The 21,056-nt window shown below is 73.7% G+C and carries 18 protein-coding genes and 1 pseudogene; 12 read left to right on the top strand and 7 right to left on the bottom strand.

From position 1 onward, the window contains the following. Nucleotides 1–40: 40 nt before the first annotated feature. Entirely contained in the window at nucleotides 41–1,129 is a 1,089-nt protein-coding gene (gene rsgA / locus ACFVIM_RS19225; protein WP_384302679.1) for a ribosome small subunit-dependent GTPase A, read from the bottom strand. 374 nt (nucleotides 1,130–1,503) lie between these two features. Between rsgA and ACFVIM_RS19220 the strand changes: the two genes are divergently transcribed. The 3 genes from ACFVIM_RS19220 to ACFVIM_RS19210 are packed head-to-tail and all read left to right on the top strand — an operon-like array spanning nucleotide 1,504 to nucleotide 4,428. After that, nucleotides 1,504–2,562 carry a nitrous oxide reductase family maturation protein NosD gene (locus ACFVIM_RS19220; RefSeq protein ID WP_384302677.1) on the top strand — a complete coding sequence of 353 codons (1,059 nt, stop codon included), beginning with the start codon at nucleotides 1,504–1,506 and terminating at the stop codon, nucleotides 2,560–2,562. Then, nucleotides 2,559–3,662, top strand: a complete 1,104-nt coding sequence (locus ACFVIM_RS19215) for a methyltransferase (RefSeq protein ID WP_384302675.1) — start codon at nucleotides 2,559–2,561, stop codon at nucleotides 3,660–3,662. The genes ACFVIM_RS19220 and ACFVIM_RS19215 overlap by 4 nt, the downstream gene beginning before the upstream one ends. Nucleotides 3,663–3,708: 46 nt before the next feature. After that, the gene (locus ACFVIM_RS19210) at nucleotides 3,709–4,428 is read left to right on the top strand and encodes a GDSL-type esterase/lipase family protein (RefSeq protein WP_384302673.1); all 720 of its coding nucleotides are present in this window, start codon (nucleotides 3,709–3,711) and stop codon (nucleotides 4,426–4,428) included. A 39-nt stretch (nucleotides 4,429–4,467) separates the two neighbouring features. Here ACFVIM_RS19210 and ACFVIM_RS19205 read toward each other — a convergent pair whose 3' ends face one another. After that, nucleotides 4,468–4,950, bottom strand: a complete 483-nt coding sequence (locus ACFVIM_RS19205; RefSeq protein WP_384302671.1) for a DUF456 domain-containing protein — start codon at nucleotides 4,948–4,950, stop codon at nucleotides 4,468–4,470. A 55-nt stretch (nucleotides 4,951–5,005) separates the two neighbouring features. Continuing rightward, entirely contained in the window at nucleotides 5,006–5,986 is a 981-nt protein-coding gene (locus ACFVIM_RS19200; RefSeq protein WP_384302669.1) for a helix-turn-helix domain-containing protein, read from the bottom strand. Nucleotides 5,987–6,918: 932 nt separating this feature from the next. On the opposite strand from ACFVIM_RS19200, the gene ACFVIM_RS19195 reads away from it, so the two are divergent. The 3 genes from ACFVIM_RS19195 to ACFVIM_RS19185 all read left to right on the top strand — a co-directional run bounded on the left by ACFVIM_RS19195 (nucleotide 6,919) and on the right by ACFVIM_RS19185 (nucleotide 10,754). Continuing rightward, nucleotides 6,919–7,965, top strand: a complete 1,047-nt coding sequence (locus tag ACFVIM_RS19195; protein ID WP_384302667.1) for a protein phosphatase 2C domain-containing protein — start codon at nucleotides 6,919–6,921, stop codon at nucleotides 7,963–7,965. 93 nt (nucleotides 7,966–8,058) lie between these two features. After that, nucleotides 8,059–9,801 carry a pyruvate dehydrogenase gene (locus ACFVIM_RS19190; RefSeq protein ID WP_384302665.1) on the top strand — a complete coding sequence of 581 codons (1,743 nt, stop codon included), beginning with the start codon at nucleotides 8,059–8,061 and terminating at the stop codon, nucleotides 9,799–9,801. Nucleotides 9,802–10,322: 521 nt separating this feature from the next. Beyond that, nucleotides 10,323–10,754 (top strand): ATP-binding protein, encoded by a 432-nt coding sequence (locus tag ACFVIM_RS19185; RefSeq protein ID WP_384302663.1) that lies wholly within the window; start codon nucleotides 10,323–10,325, stop codon nucleotides 10,752–10,754. A 76-nt stretch (nucleotides 10,755–10,830) separates the two neighbouring features. Here ACFVIM_RS19185 and ACFVIM_RS19180 read toward each other — a convergent pair whose 3' ends face one another. Both ACFVIM_RS19180 and ACFVIM_RS19175 read right to left on the bottom strand, forming a co-directional pair. After that, nucleotides 10,831–11,937 (bottom strand): DUF2637 domain-containing protein, encoded by a 1,107-nt coding sequence (locus ACFVIM_RS19180; RefSeq protein WP_384302661.1) that lies wholly within the window; start codon nucleotides 11,935–11,937, stop codon nucleotides 10,831–10,833. A 517-nt stretch (nucleotides 11,938–12,454) separates the two neighbouring features. Continuing rightward, a complete protein-coding gene (locus ACFVIM_RS19175) occupies nucleotides 12,455–13,300 on the bottom strand; it encodes a (2Fe-2S)-binding protein (RefSeq protein ID WP_384302659.1) in 846 nt (281 codons plus the stop codon). 151 nt (nucleotides 13,301–13,451) lie between these two features. Here ACFVIM_RS19175 and ACFVIM_RS19170 point away from each other — a divergent pair, with 151 nt between their 5' ends. Continuing rightward, a complete protein-coding gene (locus ACFVIM_RS19170; RefSeq protein WP_384302657.1) occupies nucleotides 13,452–14,201 on the top strand; it encodes a GntR family transcriptional regulator in 750 nt (249 codons plus the stop codon). Between the two features lie 253 nt (nucleotides 14,202–14,454). Here ACFVIM_RS19170 and ACFVIM_RS19165 read toward each other — a convergent pair whose 3' ends face one another. Together ACFVIM_RS19165 and ACFVIM_RS19160 are read right to left on the bottom strand one after the other, a co-directional pair. Next, nucleotides 14,455–15,303, bottom strand: coding sequence for a hypothetical protein (locus tag ACFVIM_RS19165; RefSeq protein ID WP_384302655.1), 849 nt, complete (start codon nucleotides 15,301–15,303; stop codon nucleotides 14,455–14,457). 116 nt (nucleotides 15,304–15,419) lie between these two features. Beyond that, entirely contained in the window at nucleotides 15,420–16,667 is a 1,248-nt protein-coding gene (locus ACFVIM_RS19160; RefSeq protein ID WP_384302653.1) for a hypothetical protein, read from the bottom strand. A 102-nt stretch (nucleotides 16,668–16,769) separates the two neighbouring features. Here ACFVIM_RS19160 and ACFVIM_RS19155 point away from each other — a divergent pair, with 102 nt between their 5' ends. From ACFVIM_RS19155 to amiA, 5 genes and pseudogenes are all read left to right on the top strand, one after another. Further along, entirely contained in the window at nucleotides 16,770–17,741 is a 972-nt protein-coding gene (locus ACFVIM_RS19155; protein WP_384302651.1) for an ABC transporter substrate-binding protein, read from the top strand. Next, nucleotides 17,741–18,691 (top strand): FecCD family ABC transporter permease, encoded by a 951-nt coding sequence (locus ACFVIM_RS19150; RefSeq protein ID WP_384302681.1) that lies wholly within the window; start codon nucleotides 17,741–17,743, stop codon nucleotides 18,689–18,691. Before ACFVIM_RS19155 ends, ACFVIM_RS19150 begins: the two co-directional genes overlap by 1 nt. After that, nucleotides 18,688–19,707, top strand: a complete 1,020-nt coding sequence (locus ACFVIM_RS19145) for a FecCD family ABC transporter permease (RefSeq protein WP_384302649.1) — start codon at nucleotides 18,688–18,690, stop codon at nucleotides 19,705–19,707. The genes ACFVIM_RS19150 and ACFVIM_RS19145 overlap by 4 nt, the downstream gene beginning before the upstream one ends. Before the next feature lie 31 nt (nucleotides 19,708–19,738). Continuing rightward, nucleotides 19,739–20,573, top strand: a pseudogene (locus tag ACFVIM_RS19140) (ABC transporter ATP-binding protein). Between the two features lie 85 nt (nucleotides 20,574–20,658). Further along, nucleotides 20,659–20,799 carry a streptamidine family RiPP gene (gene amiA, locus ACFVIM_RS19135; protein WP_384302647.1) on the top strand — a complete coding sequence of 47 codons (141 nt, stop codon included), beginning with the start codon at nucleotides 20,659–20,661 and terminating at the stop codon, nucleotides 20,797–20,799. The last annotated feature ends 257 nt before the right edge of the window (nucleotides 20,800–21,056 follow it).

The raw sequence follows: 21,056 nt of genomic DNA, 5'->3' as shown, positions 1-21,056 counted from the left end.
CGGCCGGGGCGACGGAACGGGTCCCACGGCCCGAGCGCCGTCAGCGCAGGCGCCCGCGCTTGGCCTCCATCGCCGCGCGCCCCTCGGCGCCCTTCAGCCGCCACTCCCGGCGCAGCTCCGCCCGTACCCGGGCGTCGGTCTTGGCGATGGCGTACTGGTTCTCCCGCAGCAGCTTGCGGTAGCTCTCCAGCCGCCGCTCCGCGAGAGAGCCGTCCTCGATCGCCGCCAGTACCGCGCACCCCGGCTCGGAGGTGTGCGCGCAGTCGGAGAAGCGGCACCCGGCCGCCAGTTCCTCGATCTCGGCGAAGGTCTGCGCCACGCCCGCCCCGGCGTCGTAGAGGCCCACCCCGCGCAGCCCGGGGGTGTCGATGAGCACCCCGCCGCCGGGCAGCGCCAGCAGATGCCGGGTCGTGGTGGTGTGCCGTCCCTTGCCGTCGGTGTCCCGGGTGGCCTGGACCTCCATCACCTCCGTCCCCATCAGGCCGTTGGCGAGGGTGGACTTGCCCGCGCCGGAGACGCCGAGCAGCACACTCGTACCGCCGGAGACGACGGCGGAGACGGCCTCCACGCCCGCGCCGCTGAGGGAGCTGACCGGCAGTACCGGCACGCCGGGGGCGATGGACTCCATCTCCTGGACCAGCTGGTCCACGGTGACGGGGTCGGGGACGAGATCGGTCTTGGTCAGCACGATCAGCGGCTGGGCGCCGCTCTCCCACGCCAGGGCGGTGAACCGTTCGACGCGGGCGAGGTCGATCTCGGCGGCCAGGGAGACCGCGACGACGGCGTGGTCGACGTTGGCGGCGAGGATCTGACCGTCGGAGCGCCCGCCGGAGGCGGCGCGGACGATGGCGGTGCGGCGGGGGAGGTAGTCACGGACGTACCGGGGATCGCCGTCGGCGTCGACGGCACCCCAGTCGCCGGTGCAGATCACCCGCGCCGGGTCGGGCGGGGTGACGAACGCGGTGTCGGCGCGGACGACGCCGTCGGCGGTGACGAGGTCACAGTGCCCCCGGTCGACCCGGACCACCCGGCCGGGGAGCAGTCCCCGGTCGGCGTAGGGGGCGAAGGCGGCGGCCCAGTCGTCGTCCCAGCCGTAGCGGGAGAGCGGGTGCGAGGAGAGGTGAGACAAGGGGGAACCCTTCGGAAGGGTCCCGGCGCGCCATGAGGTGGTGTCAGCCGGAGACCGCGGGAATGGAGAGGGGGGATTCGTGTACGCGGGCAGCGCGCGTCGCCGTGACAGTCATCGGTCCTCACCTCCTGCTCTCTCCGGTACGCCCCACGGGGGCGGACCACCTGGTGCCGGACTCGGTGGTCCGGCGGAACGGGGGAACCCTAACCCGGTTCCCGGGCCACCCGCCACCGCTTTTGTTCGAGGCGGTTGTTCGAGGCCCTGGCCCCGGGGAGCGGGGTCGCGCCGGATGACCCTCGATCCGGTCATCCCATGTGGCGGTGGGCCCGGGGCGCCCCTAGCTTCGCCTTATGATGAACCGACAAAAAAGACATATGAGACAGGTCGGGTGGTGTGCCGGAGTCGCGGTCGCGGCCGCCGCCACCCTGGGCGCCACCCTCGTCCCGGCCGCCGGGCCGACGCGGCACACCGTACGGCCCGGGGAGTCGATCCAGGCCGCCGTGGACGCGGCCAGGCCCGGGGACACCGTGGTGGTGGCGCCGGGCACCTACCGGGAGTCCGTGCGGATCAACAAGGACGGGGTACGGCTGCGGGGGTCGGGGACCGAGACCGTCCTGGTGCCCGCCTCGGGCACCCAGCTCAGCAGCTGCGCCCGCGACGGGCACGGGATCTGCGTCACCGGCACCCCCGGCGACCCGGTCACCGGGGTGTCGGTGCGCTCGCTGACGCTCTCCGGGTTCCGGCAGCACGGACTCTGGGCCTCACGGACCGAGGGCCTGGCGGTGGAGCAGGTCATCGCGGAGAAGAACGGGACCTGGGGCATCGCCCAGCAGCGCTCGGTCAAGTCCCTGCTGCGCGGCAACACCGTGCGGGCCAACGGGGACGCCGGGCTCTTCGTCGCCAACGCGATCGACGCCGAGGGCGGCGCGATCGACACCGGGGGCACCCTGATCACCGGCAACCGGAGCGAGGACAACCGGATCGGCCTCACCGTGCGCCGGGTGCGCAATCTGACCATCCGTACCAACGAGATCTCCGGCAACTGCGCCGGGGTCTTCGTCGTCGGGGACGAGACCAAGCCCTACGCCGGGGCGATGACCCTGCGCGGCAACGTCGTCCGGGAGAACAACAAGCGCTGTCCGGCCACCCCGCGCCTGCCCGTGCTCCAGGGGTCGGGGATCGTCCTCACCGGCTCCGAGGCCACGGTGATCCGGGACAACCAGGTGATCGGCAATGTCGGCACCGCGCCCATGTCCGGCGGGATCGTCCTCGTCAAGAGCTTCGTCGGCGCCACCAACACCGACAACGTCATCGAGCGCAACGAGGTGCGCGACAACTCCACCGCCGACCTCGTCAACCAGGGCGGCGGCAGCGGGAACACCTTCCGCGACAACGACTGCCGGACCTCCACACCCGCCGGGATGTGCGCATGACGACCCTGAGCACCGGGCCCGAGCCCACCGCCCTCGCGCCCGCCACCGCCGAGACCACCGAGACCGCCACCCCGCCCGGGATGCGGCTGCGCGAACTCGTCTTCGGGGCGGCCTGCGCCGCCGCCGTACGGGCCGCCGCGCGGCTGCGCGTCGCCGACGCGCTCGGCGACGTGCCCGCGAGCGCGGAGCGGCTGGCCACCACCATCGGCGCCGAACCCGGTCCGCTGCGGCGGCTGCTGCGCGCCCTCGCCTGCCACGGCGTCTTCGAGGAGCGCCCCGACGGCACCTTCGGCCATACCGAGATGTCCCGGATGCTCCGCGCGGACGACCCCCACAGCCTGCGCGATATCGCCCTGTGGTGCACCGAGCCATGGACCTGGGCCGCCTGGCCCCGGCTGGACGACGCGGTGCGCGGCGACGGCCGGATCTTCCAGGAGCTGTTCGGCAAGGGCTTCTTCGAGTATCTGCACCAGGACGCCGAGGAGTCGGCGCAGGTCTTCAACCGGGCCATGACCACCTCAAGCCAGCAGTCCGCGCGGGAGGTCGCCGAGCTGCTCGACCTCACGGGTGTCGCGTCGGTCGCCGACATCGGCGGTGGTCAGGGGCATGTGCTGGTGAGTCTGCTGGAGCGCCACCCCGGTCTGGTGGGGACCCTGCTCGATCTGCCCGACGTGGTCGCCAAGGCCGATCCGCGACTGCGGGAGGGCGGGGAACTCGCGGACCGGGTGACGATCGCGCCCGGTGACTGCCGCCGGGAGATCCCCGTCACCGCCGACCTCTACATCATCAAGAACATCCTGGAGTGGGACGACGACTCCACCCGGGCGACGCTGGCGAACGTCATCGCCGCGGCCCGCCCCGGCGCGCGGCTGGTCGTCATCGAGAACCTGGTCGACGACACTCCCTCGATGCGGTTCACCACCGCCATGGATCTGATGCTGCTGCTCAATGTGGGCGGCGCGAAGCACACCCGGGCGAGCATGGTGGAGCGGATGACCCGGGCGGGCCTGCCGCCGATCGACATCCGGCCGGTCAACCCCTATCTGCACGCCTTCGAGGCGGTGGTCCCGGCCCCGCCCGCGGCGGGCCCGGCCGACTAGGTCCTGTCCGGGTGGTCTTCGAGGATCAGCCCGCGGCGTCAGATGCATGGGGTCTCCCCAGGCCCGCTGGGGCCGAGGGATGGGGTCTCCCCAGGCCCGCTGGGGCCGAGGGATGGGGTCTCCCCAGGCCCGCTGGGGCCGAGGGGACGCATCGCAAGGCGGTGGGGGTCCCCCCGGCGAAGCCAGGGGGCGGTCGTCCTCGTACTGGGTGTACTCGGGCGATTCCGACAACGCTGGGGGTCCCCCCGGGCCGAAGGCCCAGGGGGAGAGGTGCCGTAGCTGTCGTCGCGGGCCCGACAAGACCGCCCGGACAGGGCCTAGCGCGCTCCACCGCTTCGACGCGGACGTCCTGGCCAAGTCCGGGGTGCGGGCCGTCATCGTGCTGGAGGGTGTCAACGACATCAAGGGCTCGCCGCCGCGTACCGACCCCGCCGTCTACGCGGCCGCCTACCGGGAGCTGGCGCGCCGCGCGCACGCCCGGGGGCTGTCGGTGGTCGGCGGCACGATCACGCCGTTCGGCGGGCACGGTGGCTGGACCCCGGCGCGGGAGGCCGTACGCCAGTCGGTGAACCACTTCGTCCGGACCTCCGGGGTCTTCGACGCCGTCGCCGACTTCGACGCGGCCGTCCGCGACCCCGCCGGCCCCGAGCGGCTCGCGCCCGCCTACGACCCGGGTGACCACCTCCACCTCAACGACGCCGGTTACCAGGCGATGGCGGACGCGGTCCCGCTGACGGTCGCACGCGTGGCCAGCGGGCGCCCCTAGGGCCGGCGTGCTCGCCCGCGGAGCACCAGCCGGTGGAGGTCAGGTCGTCAGAAGGGCGGTGAGCCAGGCGGCCGTGATCAGGAGGCAGGACAGGAGCTCCACGAGCACGCTCGTGCCCGCCGCCCGCATCAGACCCCGCGTCGCCGCCACCGCCTGGCCATGCCCTCCCCACCGAACCCGCTCACTCACATAGATCCCGCCCATAAAGCCCGGCACCGCCCCCACCACGGGCACCAGGACGAACCCCAGCACCGCCCCCGCCCCCGCCAGGACCACCATCCGCCGCGAGATCCCCATGCCCCGCAGCCGTCGCGGCGGCAGCAGCCAGATCACCACCTGCGCCACCAGCAGCACCGCCGTCGCGCCGACGAGCAGCGCCCAGGCCGCCGTGGACCGCTCGTTGAGCGACCACCAGAGCACGGCCGCCCACACCAGCAGGCGTCCGGGCACCCCGGGCAGCAGCGTTCCCGCCGTGCCCAGCGCGAGCACCGCGCCGACGAGCAGGAGCTGCCACAGATCCATCTGCCCAGCGTGCGCGCTCCCGGCCGCCGTCGCAGGTCGCGACCGGCGGTTCCGGTCATCTCCCCAGGTCGCGGGTGACCCAGCCGCTGGCGTGGGCGTGCCAGCCGAGCTGGAGCCGGGTCGTCACACCGGTCAGTTCCATCAGCCCCTTGACCCGGCGCTGTACGGTGCGCAGCCCCAGCTCCAGTTCCTTGGCGACCCGGGCGTCGGTCATTCCGGCCAGCAGCAGCGAGAGGATCTCCAGGTCCATGGCGTCCGGCCCCGGCCCCGGTCCTGTACCCGTACCCGGCCCCGTGCCTTCGGCGGGTCCTCCGGCGCGGTCGGCGGCGAGCCGCAGCGGCATGGCGCGTTCCCACACGGTGTCGAAGAGCGCCACCAGCGCCTCCAGCAGTGCGCTGGCGTGGACGACCAGCGCGGCGGGCTCGGCACCCGGCACGGTCAGCGGCACGATCGCGAGGGCGCGGTCGGCGATGACGAGCGGGCTGGGCACCCGGTCCGCCACCCGGGGCAGCGCGCATCCCGCCAGCGCGGCCACGGCGCCCGGGGCGTGCAGATACCCCTGCTCGACCACCACCCGCAGGGTGACGCCGGGCGGTGTCTCCGGCAGCGGTCCGGTACTCGTCGCGAGGGCGCACACCTCGTCGGCGGCGCCCAGCCCCAGCTGGGCGAGCCGCCGTTCGACGGCTCCCGCGCCGGTCACCATCTCCACCAGGTCCTGGGCGGTGTCGGCGGCCGCCTCCTCGCGGTACTGGCGGGCCAGTGAGACGGCGGCGGCCTCGGCCCGCTCCAGTTCCCGCCGCTGCCGGGTGAGCAGGGCGCCGAGGGCGACCCCGGGGTGTGAGGCGACCCAGCGGCCGCCGCGCACCGATGAGCGCGCGGCGAGCCCGTGCCGCTCCAGGCGCCGCAGGGTGCGTTCGGTGTCGCTCTCCGGCAGCGCCAGCCGGTGCGCGAGATCGGCCACGTCGGCGGCGCCGAGTGTGACCAAGGCGCGGTACGCGGACTCCTGCCGCTCATCCAGACCAATCGCTCCGAGCACGGGTGCTCCTTCTTCTCTTCGCGTCTTTCGCGCCGGCGTCTCGCGCCTCATCGCGCCGCGGCCCATCATCTCCCGTCGCTGACGTGCTGATTCGCCAGGGAACCCCGGGATACGGACCGTAGGGGACCACGGAGGACCGCGGGCCGCCTCCGTCACGCCCCGGCGGCTCCGTTTCCGCCCCGGCCCCCCGGTGGACAATAAGGAGCATGAGCCAGCAGGCCGCAGACGACTGGTGGGATCGGCTGTACGCGGACGCCGCGCCGGACACGGGACCGGCGGCGGGGCCGGACGAGTCCCTCGACGCGCGCTTCGACTCGGCGGCCGGGGCGGTGGTCCCGGCCGCGCGGACCGCGCCGGACCGGGTGCCCCGCCAGAAGTTGGGCCCCAGGGCGCTCCCGGCGGACTCAGCCACGGCACCGGCCCCGTCGGGTCCGTCGGTCCTGCCTGGTCCGGTGACCCCGTCGGGTCCGTCGGTCCTGCCTGGTCCGGTGACCTCGTCGGGTCCGTCGGTCCTGCCTGGTCCGGTGACCTCGTCGGGTCCGTCGGTCCTGCCTGGTCCGGTGACCTCGTCGGGTCCGTCGGTCCTGCCTGGTCCGGTGACCTCGTCCGGTCCCTCGGTCCCGACTGGCCCAGCGACCCCGCCTGACTCAGCGGCGCCGCTGAGTCCCTCGGCCCGGTCCGGCCCAGTGACCCCGCCCGGCCCACCGGCCCTGGCGCCGGGGCTGCCCCGCCCCGAGGACCCGCGGCCACCGGAGGAGACGTTTCCACCGGAGGAGACGCTTCCATCGGAGGGGATCCCATCAGTACCGCCCTCGCCCCGGCGGGAGACTCCCTCGCCCCCGCGGGAGGCGCCCCGCGCCCCCTGGGAGCCTCCGCCGGAGTTCGCCTACCCGCCCGCGCGTACGACCGGGGAGGTCACCCCCGTACCTGAGATGACCTCCGCTCCCTCCGGTCACAGGGACCCGGCGCCGCCCCCGCCCCCCGACCTCGGGGAGCTGCCGTCCGCCGACCCCGGCGCGCTGGAGCGGACGGTGGCCGACTCCGAGGCCACCGGGGCCCGGTACGGCGTCTGGACGCTGCGGGCCGCGTCCGTGCGCGGGGCGGGCGCGCGGCTGCGGGGTGAGCCGAGACGGGACGGGCTGCTGGTCGCCCGCTTCGGAACCGGTGAGTCCGCACTCGTGCTGGTGGCCCTCGCCAGTGGTACCCCGCTGGCCGCCGACGCCACCCGCTGGCTCGGCGGGGCGGTCGGCCGCAGCCACGCCCGGCTGGTCCAGGACATCAGGGCGGGCCGCCGGGGCGATCTCACCTCGGGACTGCACCGGATCACCGACCGGGTCTTCGGCCGGTTGCGGAGCATCCCGTCCGTCCCGCCCAGCCCCTCTCACTCGTCCGTGTCATCAGTGTCACCCGTGTCATTCGACTCGCCTGTGCCATCCGTCCCGTCCGGCGCCCGTGTTCCGGCGCTCTCCCTGCGCTGTCTGCTGCTTCCGGCGGACCCCGGCTGCCGCGACCGGGTCTTCTTCGGTGTCGGCCCCGGCGGCTTCTTCCGGCTCAGGGACGGCCGCTGGCAGGACATCGGACCCGCGCTCCCGGCCCCCGCGCCGCCGGTCCCGGAGTCCCGGCGGGAACCCACCCCTCTCCGTCCAGCCCGCCCGGTCACCATCGACGGCGACCGCGTCACCATGGACCTCAGGATCGCGGCGGCGCCGCCCCCTCCACCGGCCGAACCGTTCCGCTTCCGTGCCGCCGTCGCCCGCCCGGGGGACCTGGTGCTGCTGTGCGGGCCGGGGCTGGCGGCACCGATGCGCGCGGATCCCGCCCTCGCGGCGGCGCTGGCCGGGCGCTGGGCGGCGTCCGGGCCGCCCGCCCTCCCCGCCTTCCTCACCGACCTCCAGCTCGGCGCCGACCACCACGGTGAGGGCGCCGACCAGCACGGTGAGGGCGCCGACCGTACCGCCGCCGCCGTGTGGGACGACTGAGACGGCCCACCGCCGCGCCCGGGAGGCGGAAGTGGCCAGGCCATGGGTTGATGGACGTTCAGGCCCCCGCCAGCCGAGAGGGAGTGCGCGTCCATGGCCAGGCAGAACGTCGCGGAGCAGTTTGTCGACATCCTCGTCCGCGCCGGTGTCCAGCGGATGTACGGAGTCGTCGGCGACAGCCTCAACCCCGTGGTCGACGCCATCCGGCGCTGCTCCGGCATCGAGTGGATCCAGGTCAGGCACGAGGAGACCGCCGCCTTCGCCGCCGGGGCCGAGGCCCAGATCACCGGGCGGCTCGCGGCCTGCGCCGGCTCCTGCGGCCCCGGCAACCTCCACCTCATCAACGGCCTCTATGACGCCCACCGCTCCATGGCGCCCGTCCTCGCCCTCGCCTCCCACATCCCCTCCGGCGAGATCGGCCTCGGATACTTCCAGGAGACCCATCCCGACCAGCTCTTCCGCGAGTGCTCCCACTACAGCGAACTGATCTCCCATCCCCGGCAGATGCCCCGGCTGCTCCAGACCGCCATCCAGCACGCCATCGGCCGGGGCGGGGTCAGCGTCGTCGCGCTCCCCGGCGACATCGCCTCCCAGCCCGCCCCGGAGAAGACCGAGGAACACGCGCTCGTCACCGCCCGGCCGTCGGTGCGCCCCGGGGACGGCGAGATCGACCGGCTGGTCCGGCTGGTCGACGAGGCCGACCGGATCACCCTCTTCTGCGGCAGCGGCACGGCGGGCGCCCACACCGAGGTGATGTCCTTCGCCGAGCGGGTCAAGTCCCCCATCGGTCACGCGCTGCGCGGCAAGGAGTGGATCCAGTACGACAACCCCTATGACGTCGGTATGAGCGGACTGCTCGGCTACGGGGCCGCCTACGAGGCCACCCATGAGTGCGACCTCCTGATCCTTCTCGGCACCGACTTCCCCTACCAGGCGTTCCTCCCCGACGATGTGAAGATCGTCCAGGTGGACATCCGTCCCGAACGCCTCGGCCGCCGCTCCAACCTCGACCTCGCGGTCTGGGGCGATGTCGGCGAGACCCTGCGCTGTCTCACCCCGAGGGTGCGTCCCAAGACCGACCGCCGCTTCCTCGACCGGATGCTCAAGAAGCACGCCGACGCGCTGGAGGGCGTCATCAAGGCGTACACCCGCAAAGTGGAGAGGCACCGTCCGATCCATCCGGAGTATGTCGCCTCCGTCCTGGACGACCTCGCCGACGACGACGCCGTGTTCACCGTCGACACCGGGATGTGCAATGTGTGGGCCGCGCGCTATCTCTCGCCCAACGGCCGCCGCCGCATCATCGGATCCTTCAGCCACGGTTCGATGGCCAACGCCCTGCCCCAGGCGATCGGCGCCCAGTTCACCGACCGCGGGCGCCAGGTGGTCTCGCTCTCCGGCGACGGCGGCTTCGCCATGCTGATGGGCGACTTCCTCACCCTGGCCCAGTACGACCTCCCGGTGAAGGTGGTCCTCTTCAACAACTCCTCGCTGAGCATGGTGGAGCTGGAGATGCTGGTCGCGGGACTGCCCTCGTACGGAACGACCAACCACAACCCCGACTTCGCGGCCGTCGCCCGCGCCTGCGGAGTCCACGGCGTACGGGTGGAGAAGCCCAAACAGCTGCCGGGCGCGCTCCGGGACGCCTTCCACCACCCCGGGCCGGCCCTGGTCGATGTCGTGACCGATCCCAACGCGCTCTCCATCCCGCCGAAGATCCGCGCCGAGATGGTCACCGGCTTCGCCCTCTCCGCCAGCAAGATCGTGCTCGACGGAGGGGTGGGACGGATGGTCCAGATGGCCCGGTCCAACCTCCGTCATATTCCCCGTCCCTGAACGGCGCGTCAGCGCGGGGGAGGACACGCGCTCCGGCAATGGGCGTAGTCGGGATCCGCATCCCGTACGAAAACTGACGCGTCGGGCGGCGGTTGACGGCTCGGCAGGCGTGGCGCCCTTCCCAGAGGGCAAAGCTCACCGTGAGAGTGTTCGGAGGAACGCCGGGCTCTACCGGGCCAGCGCGAGCCATGCAGAGCTACACCGACTACACCGACTACATCGACGAAACCGACTACACCGACTAGATCGACGACACCGACGGCATCGAGATCGATGCCGACACGGACGAGGTCGGGACAGAGGTCCGACGTGCGGGTGGGGAGATGACATCACGCCAGGGAGGTGCCGGGCCCGTAAGAGGTGCGCGCGGTCGACACGGGGGGCACGGCGGTCACACCGGTCCGACAGGGGAGCGAGGCAGTCACATCGGGGAACGCGGCAGAGAGACGGGAACGGGAACGCCGGGCATCCGCGCCGGAGAGGCCGGACCCGAACACCGAGGAGACACGAGGGGCCCGAACGTGCTGCCGGCCCACAGCGGCCGCGCCACGGGATCCCCCGGAGGCGAGGCGCGACTCCACCACCGATTAGGGTGTGCCGACTTCACCTCGGTGCCCGAGGTCAGAAGGCGGTTGCGGGAACTGCTGCGCCAGTGGGGCGGCGGTGACGTCCGGGACGTGGCGGAACTGCTCGCCAGCGAGCTGGTGACCAACGCGCTGGTCCACACCGACCATGGCGCGGTCGTCACGGCGACGGTCGCCTCCTCCACCCTCCGGGTCGAGGTGCGGGACTTCATGACGGGGCTGCCCATGGCCCCGGGCGGACGGCAGGAGATGCCGGACGTCTTCGACACCCACGGGCGCGGACTGCTCCTGGTCCAGAACCTCGCCGACTCCTGGGGAGTACGCACCCAGGGCATCGGCAAGGTCATCTGGTTCGAACTGCACGCGTGAACGACCGAGCCGCCCGAGCACCCCGGTACGGGAGTGTTCTCTCGGGCGGCTCGTGAGCGCCGGTCACCCGCGTCGCTCAGCCGAACTGCTTCTCCAGGTCCTTCAGTTTGCGCTCCAGCGAGTCGAGGCGCGGAAGCGTCTGGGTGTCGTCCTCCGCCGTCAGATCGACGGTGATCGGATCACCGCCGAGGAGCGAAGGGGCCGAGCCCGGCTTCTTCTCCCACTCCACCGAGGCGCCGGACGGGAGCGAGCGAGGTGCGGAAGTCGGCTGCTCGGCTCCTATGGCAGGCTCCGCGGTGGGCTGGGAGCTCTCGCTCAGCATCTGGCCGGAGCCGCCCGTACCGCCACCGGCCGCCGACAGCGCGGGCAGCGGCTCCCGCATCACACGGCCACGGCCCCAGGCCCGGTGCTGCCGGTTGAGCGCCTTGATGCGGGCGCGGTCCAGCTTGGCCTGATCACGGGAGCGCGCCTGGCGCTCCTTCTTCGCCTGCTTCTCCTCGCGGACTTCCTCGACGGCCTCATCCAGGGTGCGCACGCCCTCCAGCAGCATCAGCGACCAGGCGTTGAACGTCTCCCGGGGCGCCCGCAGCCAGCGCACCACGCGGATCTGCGGCAGCGGACGCGGCACGAGACCCTGCTCGCGCAGAGCGGCCCGGCGGGTCTGCTTCAGCGCCCGGTCGAAGAGGACGGCCGCCGAGAGCGACATCCCGGCGAAGAACTGCGGCGCACCGGCGTGATCGATACCCCGGGGCGCGTGCACCCAGTTGAACCAGGCCGCGGCCCCGGCGAAGAGCCACACCAGCAGCCGTGAACCGAGCGCCGCGTCACCGTGGCTGGCCTCCCGCACGGCGAGCACCGAACAGAACATGGCCGCGCCGTCGAGCCCGAACGGGACGAGGTACTCCCAGCCGCCGGAGAGATTGAGGTTCTGCCGCCCGAAGCCGACCAGACCGTGGAAGGAGAGCGCCGCGGCGACCGCGGCACAGCAGAAGAGGAGAACGTACGAGGCCGTGGCGTACATGGCCTCCTTGCGCCTGCGCCGCTCCTCGTTCCGTTCCCAGGAGTCCTCCGGCACGGCCTGCGCCGCGGCCTTCTTGCCCCGGGTGAGCACGGCGACCGCCACCAGGATCCCCACGACCAGAATGCCCGCGGACAGGAGCCAGGTGAGCGATATGTCTTTCATGTGGTGTCCCTTGCATCTGCATCGCGGTAGGGCTGTCCGGCCGTCATCGTGACCGAAGTCGCGGCGATCCCAGGGGGTTTCGTGGCAAGAGAACGCCAAAGGAGCCTTACGGCATACGGATAGGTGGGTTTTACTCGAAATGTCTTACGGGGCAGATGAGCTGCGTACGATTTATATCACTGGAACGGGCGTGTTTCCGGCCCCCCGTGCCATCCCCTCCAACGAACCGTCAGTTTCCCCTCCCGCGCCCCGGCCCGCCCCAGCGGACATGCGGTCCCCCCTGGAGTGGGCCCGGGGTTCCGCCACCGTGTGGGCAGGTGTTCCGCGGGGCGATGGGGGTACCCCCGGGCGAAGCCCGGGGGAGGGCGCACCTGGTGTACGTGCCCCGTGGGGTGCGGGTGCGGGGGCGTGTCCGGCAGAGGCCGGGGCGAGTGGGGCCCGGTGTCCGGGTGGTGGGCACAAGCGGTGTGGGCCAGGGCGTGCCCGCAAGGAGTATGAAGCCGTAGCGGGCTGGGGGTCAGGAGGTGGGGAGGAGGCGGGTGATGCGGGTGGCGTCGGGGGTGCGGGGGCAGGTGACGCAGGTGTCATCCGGCCGCAGCGTGTAGAAGAGGCAGCAGCTCGCCCGGTCCCGCGTCGGCACACACTCCCCCCGCGGCCCCGTCAGCGTCCGGAACCCCGGCGTACCGACATACGGCTTCACCGTCCCCGGCAGCAGGGCCGCCAGCTCCGCCATCGCCCGCTCCTCCTCGCCGAGGAGGTTCCCGATGTACCAGATGCCTTCGACGATCTCGTCGGTCGCCATGCCCCACAGCGCCCGCTTCCCCCGGCGCATCCGGGTCCCGAACCCGTCCAGCAGGGGCGCGAAGTGCTCGGCGACGGCGTCGCGCACCTCGCCGCGGAGGGCTTCCTCGTCGGGGACGATCCGGGCGCCGGGCAGCTGGGCCGCCGGGTCGTCGGGCAGGCAGGCGAACTCGGTGATCCGTACCGCGAGTTGGCCGAGGGTGCGCTGGAAGGAGACGTTCTGCACCGGCACCCGGGGGACGCGGCGGGAGAGGAACCAGGGCACCGTCATCAGGAGGCAGGCGGGCCAGCCGTAGCGGTGGAGGCCGAAGCTGGCGATGACGTCGGGCCGCGCCCGCTGGCCGTAGTCCCGTATCACCTGTTCGTCGTCCCAGGCGAGGAAGGCGTCCAGGGCGTCGGTGCCGAGCGCCAGCTCATCCGCGCGTACCCAGCCGGGGCCCGTGGGTTCCTCCTCGCCGGGCGCCAGCTCGCGCACCCGGAGGGTGGGGAAGACCTCGGTCAGTCGCGCGTAGGCGGCGCCGACGGGCGAGGTCAGACCGGGCAGCAGGACGGGAGGCGTCATACCGGACCCCGAATCGCGATCGTTAACAGGTTAGCCTTACCTTACCTGATGCTGTCGGGTGTGTGTGGCACGGCCCGGTCCGCCTATCGTGCACACACGGTCGTGGCCAGACGGCCCGTGACCGCTGGAGCCCCGGCGAAGGAGGACCCGAGTGGAGCAGACCCGAGCGCGCGACACTGTCACGCCCCGCTCCCCGTCAGGTGCTCCCGTCCCTGATCAGGCCGGTCCGTTTGATCAGCTCGGCCAACCCGGTCGACCCCGTCAGCCCGGGCAGGTCCGGCAGATCGCCCCGGTGCGGCGGCACTCCGTACGCGGACAGGTGCTCCACGCGCTGCGGACGGCCCTGGTCGACGGCGAACTCACCCCGGGCGAGGTCTACTCCGCGCCCGCGCTCGGGGAGCGGCTCGGCGTCTCGGCGACCCCGGTACGGGAGGCGATGCAGCGGCTCGCCGCCGAGGGGGCGGTGGAGGTGGTGCCCAACCGGGGGTTCCGTGTGGTGGTCCGGGGTGAGCGGGAGCGGGCCGAACTCGCGGAGCTGCGGGCCCTGATCGAGGTGCCGGTGATGCTCCGGCTGGTCCACAGCGTGCCCGCCGCCCGCTGGGCCGGGCTGCGGCCGGCGGCTGAGGCGGCGTGCGCGGCGGCGGCGAGCGGTGACCGGGTCGCCTACGCGGACGCGGACCGCGCCTTCCACCGGGAGGTGCTCTCCCTCTCCGGCAATGAGCAGCTGGTCGCGCTCGCGGAGGATCTGCACCGCCGGGCGCAGGGGCCCGGCCGGGACGGGCGGGCGCTGGTGGAGGACGCCGCCGAGCACACCCGGCTGCTCGGGGCGCTGATCGCGGGGGACACGGCCACGGCCGAGGCCGTGATCCGCTCCCACATCGCCCTCCCGGCCCCGCGCTGATCATCCGGTCCGTACCGGCCCCGCGCTGTTCGTCCCGCTCCGGCGGGTCCGGTGCCGACGGTTCCGCGTGTACCGGACCGGTGCCGACGGTTCCGCCCGTACCGGCTCCGAGCGTTCGTCCCGCCCGTACCGATCCGGTGCCGACCGTTCCGTGTGTACCGGTCCGGTGTCGATCGTCGTGCCCGGGGCGGATCTGGGCCGAAGGCGTCGACCGGCTCGGTCCGGCCGATCCGCGCGGGGTGGGCGGGGTCGGTCAGGGGGTGGCCTCGCGGGGTGGGGGAGGGGCGGCCGGGCCGGAGGGGGGTGCGCAGGAGGCGCCGCGCGGGAGGGCGGCGGGCGCGCACGCCTCCGCCGGTACGCCCAGTTCCGTCGCGAGCCAGACCGGCACCCCGCCCAGCAGCCGGAAGAGCCGGGCCGCCTCGGCGCGCAAGTGGCCCGCCTCCGGCTCCGGTTCGCAGGCGGCGAGGGCGGCGAGGGCCGGAGCCGTACCGATCAGGAACCCGAGTTCGACCCGGATCCGCAGGGCCTCGGTGAAGCCGTGCCGGGCCTCGGTCAGTTCGCCTTCGCGCAGCGCGAGTCCGGCCAGATGGTGCCAGGTGAAGGAGAGCAGCAGTTCGTCTCCGTGGGCCTGGGCGGCCTCGTGGGCGCGGCGGTACGCGGCGCGGGCGGCGGGGGCCGAGTCCGAGATGTGCTCGGCGAACAGGCCGCGCCGGAAGTCCAGCAGCGGCCGGGTGGGGGAGGTGGGGGCGAGCAGGGCCGCCGCCCGGCCGAACGCGGCGCGCGCCTCGTCGGCCCGGTCCCGTACGCCCAGTCGGGTGGCGGCGTAGGCGAGCCGGCCGCGTTCGCAGGCGGCGGCGCCGCGCTCCTCGTCGTCCCCGGCGACGGCCTCCGCCGTGCGCAGCGCGTCCTCGGCCTCGGCCCAGCCCTCGCCGGTGAACAGGGCGTGCTCCACGAGGAGTCCGGTGCGCTCCAGCGCCGCCGCGGCCCGGTCCGTGTGCGGGGTGAGCAGGGCCGCCGCCTCCGCCCAGCAGCCACGGGAGCGCAGCCGCCAGATCGCGGTCTGGAGGGGATCGTCACTCGCGGTGGTTCCGGAACCAGACATGGCGGTATGCGCCACTACGCCCTCCCCGAGCACGCCACTGGGCTGTTGAGTAGATCGCATCTCAGCATGGATCCGCGCGCCGGGCCAGAGGGTCAGGTGAATTACTTCACAAACTCTCACCGGCCGATGGGATCGCTCTCGGCGCCGTCCCCGGGGTGGACCAGTGCCAGATGACCGCCCTCGTCGAGAGGGGTGGGGACGGTGATCGTCGTCAGGGACGGGGTGCCGTTCCCGGCCGTCGCGTCAACGAGATGGATCTCGCCATGACCGCCCCGGGTGACCGCGATCAGACCGCCGCCGGGTGACGCGGCGACGGCGCGGCGCTGGACGCCGTCCCAGGGGGTGCCGCCCGCGCGCGGCGCCCCGTCCATGGCGGGCAGGGGGAGCCGGTGGACCACGCGCGGGCCGTCGGATCCCGCGTCCAGCAGGACGAGTTCATCGCCGTCGGGGTGGATCCGGGCGTAGGCGACGTGGCGGGCGGCGACCGCGAGCCGGAAGACGAGTCCCGGTCCGAGCGGCACCCGGCCGACGGTGTCCGAACCGATCCGGTGCCACCAGGCGTCGTTGGTCCACTCCGGCCAGCGCCCCGGGTCGGCCGGTCCGCCGCGCACACAGGACCACAGCAGCCCCCGGACGGGGTCGCGGCGCAGGTAGTAGCCCCGCCCGGGGCCGTCCCAGGGCAGCGGCTCGCCGACGGTCAGCCGGTCCCCTTCGGCGCGCGTCCGGTGCACCCCCGCGCCGGTGGCGGAGTAGAGCCAGCCGCTCTCGTGGTCGTACGCGTCGCCGTGTCCGTCGTCGGGCAGCGGGAGTTCATGGACGGGTTCGGCGGCCGGGCAGGCGAACCGCGCGTTCAGGAGGTCGCCCACGCGGTAGGCGGTGAGGGAGCCGGGCTCCCGGTGCCGCAGGACCACCAGACCGCCGGTGTCATCGGTGGGAGCCGTCACCGTGACACCGGGTTCCCCCGTTCTCGTACGGACGCGGACGGAGCGCGGGCCGCGACGGTCTCCCGTGAGGTCGACGACGGTCAGCAGATCGCTCCACGGGGTCGCGTTCCAGCCGAGTCCGGTGGAGACGGCGACCAGCTGTCCCGAGGGGTCGGTGGCGAGGTGTTCGGCGGGGGTGGCGACCGGGGCGGTGGCCGTGACGAAGGGGCGGCCCTCGGCGGGGCCGTGGGGGTCGAGGACGACGAGTTCGCCCGCGCGGTCGTCGACGAACGCGGTACGCGAGCCGGGCAGCGCCAGGAACCCGGCGTGTTCGGCGAGATGGCGCCCCTCGATCCGGGCGGTCTCGGTGCCGTCGGGGAGGGAGAGCGCGGCGACCGTTCCGGCGATCTGGTCGGCGACGAGCAGGGTGGGCGAGGTCACGGTGGCTCCGGGGGAAAGGGGGAGGTGAGTGCTTATTGGTAATGATTATCATGTACCCCCATGGAGCGTCGCGGGTCGCGACGACGAGAGAGAGGGGCTGGGATGAGGCGCAGAGCGCTGAGGGTCGTACGGCGCTGGGCCGCCGTCGCGGTGATGGGGGCACTGGTCGCCGGGTGCACCACGGGCGGCACGGACAGCGAATCCGGAGCGGAGGAACGCACCGGCATAGAGGTGGCGCCCATCGCGAGCGCCCGGAAGATCACCGACGCCCAGGGCGTCACCGTCACCACACCCAGCCCGCCGCGGCGCGTGGTCTGTCTCGTCGCCCTCTGCGACGACATGCTGGCCGAACTGGGGATGGTCCCCGTCGCCACCAACTCCAAGCTGCTGGCGCACCCCGAGTTCCTCGGCCCCCAGCGGGCCGCCCGGATCCCCGTCGTCCCCGGCGGCTTCCTCAACCCGGAGCCCGAGGCGATCCTCTCGTACCGCCCCGATCTGGTCATCGGCCTCAAGGACACCCACGGCAAGCTGGCGCCCGCGCTCGGCGGGGCCACCGTCTTCTGGCCGGTACAGCCGGGGCGCTGGCAGGACAGCGTCGACTACCTGCGCTCACTGGCCGCGCTCACCGGGCGGACCGCGCGCGGCGAGGCCGCCGAAGGCGCCTTCCGGCAGCGGCTCGCGCGCGCCGAACGGGAACGCGCCGAGCACACCGCGCTCATCATCTTCGGCAGCGACGAGAACTTCGGCGTCGCCACCCCCGGCAACGACGTCGCCGCCGGACTCTTCCCCAAGATCTCCCAGTACCCCTGGCGCAGCCGGGGCGTCGAGGGCTCCTACAGCATGGAGGAGATCCTCGCCCGCGACGTCGACGTCCTCTTCGTCGAGACCCTCTCCTTCGGCGACGCCAAGAGCGGCGCGCTCTCCCGCACCCTCGCCAGGAACCCGCTGTGGTCCCGGATCCCGGCCGTACGGGAGGGACGGGTGCACGAGGTCGACGCCGAGGTCTGGGCCAAGGGACGCGGTACACGCTCGCTGCGCGTCGTCCTCGACGAGGCCACGGCGAAACTGCGGTGATCCGCCCGTACCTCCAGCTCGGCCTCGTCGGCGCCGCGCTGGCGCTCGCCGTCGGCGGACTGGCGTTCGGCACCCCCGTCGTCCCGCTCACCGAGCTGGCGGGCGAGCCCGTCGTCACCGAACTGCGGCTGCCCCGGCTGGTCCTGGCGCTCGCCGCCGGGGCCTCGCTCGGCGCCGCCGGACTCGTCCTCCAGGAAGCGCTGCGCAACCCGCTCGCCGTGCCCGAACTGCTCGGCGTCTCCTCCGGCGCGGCGCTCGGCGTCGCCGCGCCGCTGGTGCTCGCCCTGCCCCTGCCGCTCGCCGCCCAGCCGCTGCTCGCGCTCGGCGGGGCGGCGGCCGGGGGAGTGCTGACCCTGCTCGCCGCCGGGTTCGGCCGGAGCCCCTCCGCCGTCCTGCTCACCGGGGCCGCCGTCGCGGCGGCCCTCCAGTCCGCCCTGCTGGTCCTGATGGTCCTCGCCGACCAGCTCGACCTCCAGCTCATCTACCGCTATCTGCTGGGCAGCCTCTCCGCCCGCACCTGGGACGACGTCACCGGGCTCTGGCCCTGGCTCGTCGTCACCCTGCCCGCGCTGGTGCTCTGCGCCCCCGTCCTCGGGGTGCTGCGGCTCGGCGACGACGACGCCCGCGCGCTCGGCGTACGGGTGCGCCGGGCCCGGGTCGCGGCGCTGGCCGTGGCCGTGCTGCTGCTCGCACCGGTCGTCGCCGTCTGCGGACCCATCGCCTGGGTCGGCTTCCTCGCGCCGCACCTGGCGCGGTGGCTCAACCCCGGTGGCGACGCGCTGCGGTGGCTCCCCTGGTCGGCGGTGTGGGGCGCGGCACTCGTCGCCGTCGCCGATCTGCCCGCCCGCCTCGCGCTCGCGCCCATCGAGACCCCGGTCGGCGCGTGGACGGCACTGCTGGGCGTGCCCGCCGGGGTCGCGCTGCTGCGGACGAGGGGGGTACGCGGATGAGACGGCGACTTCTGTGGTGCGCGCTGGCGGCGCTGCTCGTCGCCGTGGCCGGACTGGTCGCCGGGCGGGCCGTGGCCCCCGGACGGGTGGTCGAGGTGCTGCTCGGCGGCGGCGACGCCCTGGAACGCCATGTCGTCCTCAACCTGCGGCTGCCCAGAACCCTGGTCGCCCTCGCCGCCGGAGCCTGCCTCGGCCTCGCCGGACTCGTCCTCCAGGCCGCGCTGCGCAACCCGCTGGCCGGGCCCGAGGTGACCGGGGTCGCCCCCGGCGCCGTCCTCGGCGCCGTCGCCGCCACCGGCCTGGGCATCGCGGGCTGGGAGTCCCCCGCCGGAGTGGTCGCCGCCGCGTGCGCGGGCGGCTTCGCCGGGGCCGGGCTGCTGTGGATCCTGGCCGGACGGGAACGGGGTGACCCGCTGCGCACCGCCGTCCACGGCGTGCTCGTCTCGGCGGTCCTCGCCGGGCTCACCGCGATGGTGCTGCTGGTGGCGCCCGGCGAACTCGGCAGCGTGGTCCAGTGGCTCGTCGGCTCCACCGAGGGCCGGGTCTGGGAGCACGGCGTCCTGTTGTGGCCGTGGGCGCTCGGCTGGGCCCTGGCCGCCTGGGCGCTCGCCGCGCCGCTGACGCTGCTGCGCTGCGGGGAGGAGCAGGCCGCCGCCCTGGGCCTGCGTACCGGACGGGCCCGCGCCGCCGCGCTGGTGTGCGCGGTCGCGCTCACGGCGGGCGCCGTCTCGGCCGTGGGCGCGCTCGGCTTCGTGGGACTGCTGGTGCCGCATCTGGCGCTCGCCGTCTACGGCGCCGATCTGCGGGTGACGCTGCCGGGCGCCGCGCTGCTGGGCGCCACCGTCGTGGGCGGTGCCGACGCGGCCTCCCAAGTGGTGTCCCGGCTGCTCGCCGACGCGCTGGGCTCGGACCGGCTGAGCGTGCCGACCGGGGCGGTCACCACGGGCGTCGGCGCGGTCCTGCTGCTCGTGGTGGCGCGGCGCGCGGTGGCGCGGCAGGGGACCGGAAGTGAGTAGTGAGGTGCTGGGAGAGGGGAGACGAGACGTGATGCGGGTGGAAGGGGTGCGCTTCGGGTATCCGGGGCGCGAGGTGCTGGCCGGGGTCGATCTGTCCGTGACCGAGGGCGAGTCCGTGGCCCTCGTCGGGCTGAACGGCTGTGGCAAGAGCACCCTGTTGCGGCTCTGCGCCGGGCTGCTGCGCCCGCACGCGGGCCGTGTGGTCATCGGCGGTGACGACCTCGCCGGACTCTCCCGCCGCGCGGCCGCCCGCCGGGTCGCGCTGCTGCACCAGTCGGCTCCCGCCGTCCCCGGGTTGACGGTACGTCAACTGGTACGCCAGGGGCGTTACGCCACCCTCGGCCCACTCGGGATGCTCCGCGACGGAGGCGGCGGGGTAGGTGGTGGCGGGGACGAGGTCTGCGCACGGGCGATGGCGGATGTCGGGGTCACCGACTGGGCGGACCGCCCGGTCGACTCCCTCTCCGGCGGCGAGCGCCAACGGGTGCGGCTGGCCCTCGCCCTGGCCCAGGACGCGCCGCTGCTCCTGCTGGACGAGCCCACGACCTATCTCGACCTCCGGCACCAGCTGGAGGTGATGGAGACCGTGAACCGGCTCCGCCGGGAGCGGGGGCTGACGGTGCTGATGGTCCTGCACGACCTGGGCCACGCCGCCCGCTTCGCCGACCGGATCGTCGCGCTGCGGGCGGGAGTCGTGGCCGCCGACGGGCCCCCGGAGCGGGTGGTCACGCCCGCGCTGCTGGCCGAAGTCCTGGGCGTGGTGGGGCGGGTGGGGCGTGATCCCGAGGGCGGCTGGGTCGTGTGTTACCCGGATCACGCCGTGAATGTGCCCCGCCCTCTTGCTACATGAAAATCATATTCATTAGTCTCATGGGTGTCGGCACATCGGGCGAAGTCCCTGGTGATGTCGCTGCAATTCATCATTTATCGGATCAAGAACTGGAGGCTCTCATGGAGCAGCACAAGGTCTTCACCCCGATCGTCGAGCAGGGCCAGCTCGCCCACCTCTCGGCGACCCACTCCAACGCGCTGGTGGAGAACCCGTTCGCCGAGGCCGCCGAGGCCGCGGTGGACACCGAGGCCGCGCGCTGAGGCGACGCTCGACAGAGCGTCGCGGTGACGCGGTGACGCGGTGACGCGGTGACGCGGAGTGCGCCGGGTCCGGTGCGCCGGTGACGTTCCGCCTGGTCCGGCCGCCCGGTCCGGACTCGGCGGAGTCCGGCCGCGTGGGCGGGCGGGCTGGTTCGAGCCGGTTCACGAGGACCGGTTCACGAGGACCGGTTCATGCGGACTGGTTCACGCGGGCCGGGTCGGCTTGGGTCGGTCCGGTGGGCCGGTCGGGGCTGACC

This window comes from Streptomyces sp. NPDC057638, from assembly GCF_042800315.1.
Taxonomy (GTDB): Bacteria; Actinomycetota; Actinomycetes; order Streptomycetales; family Streptomycetaceae; genus Streptomyces.
This window is presented reverse-complemented; position numbering and strand designations above follow the sequence as displayed.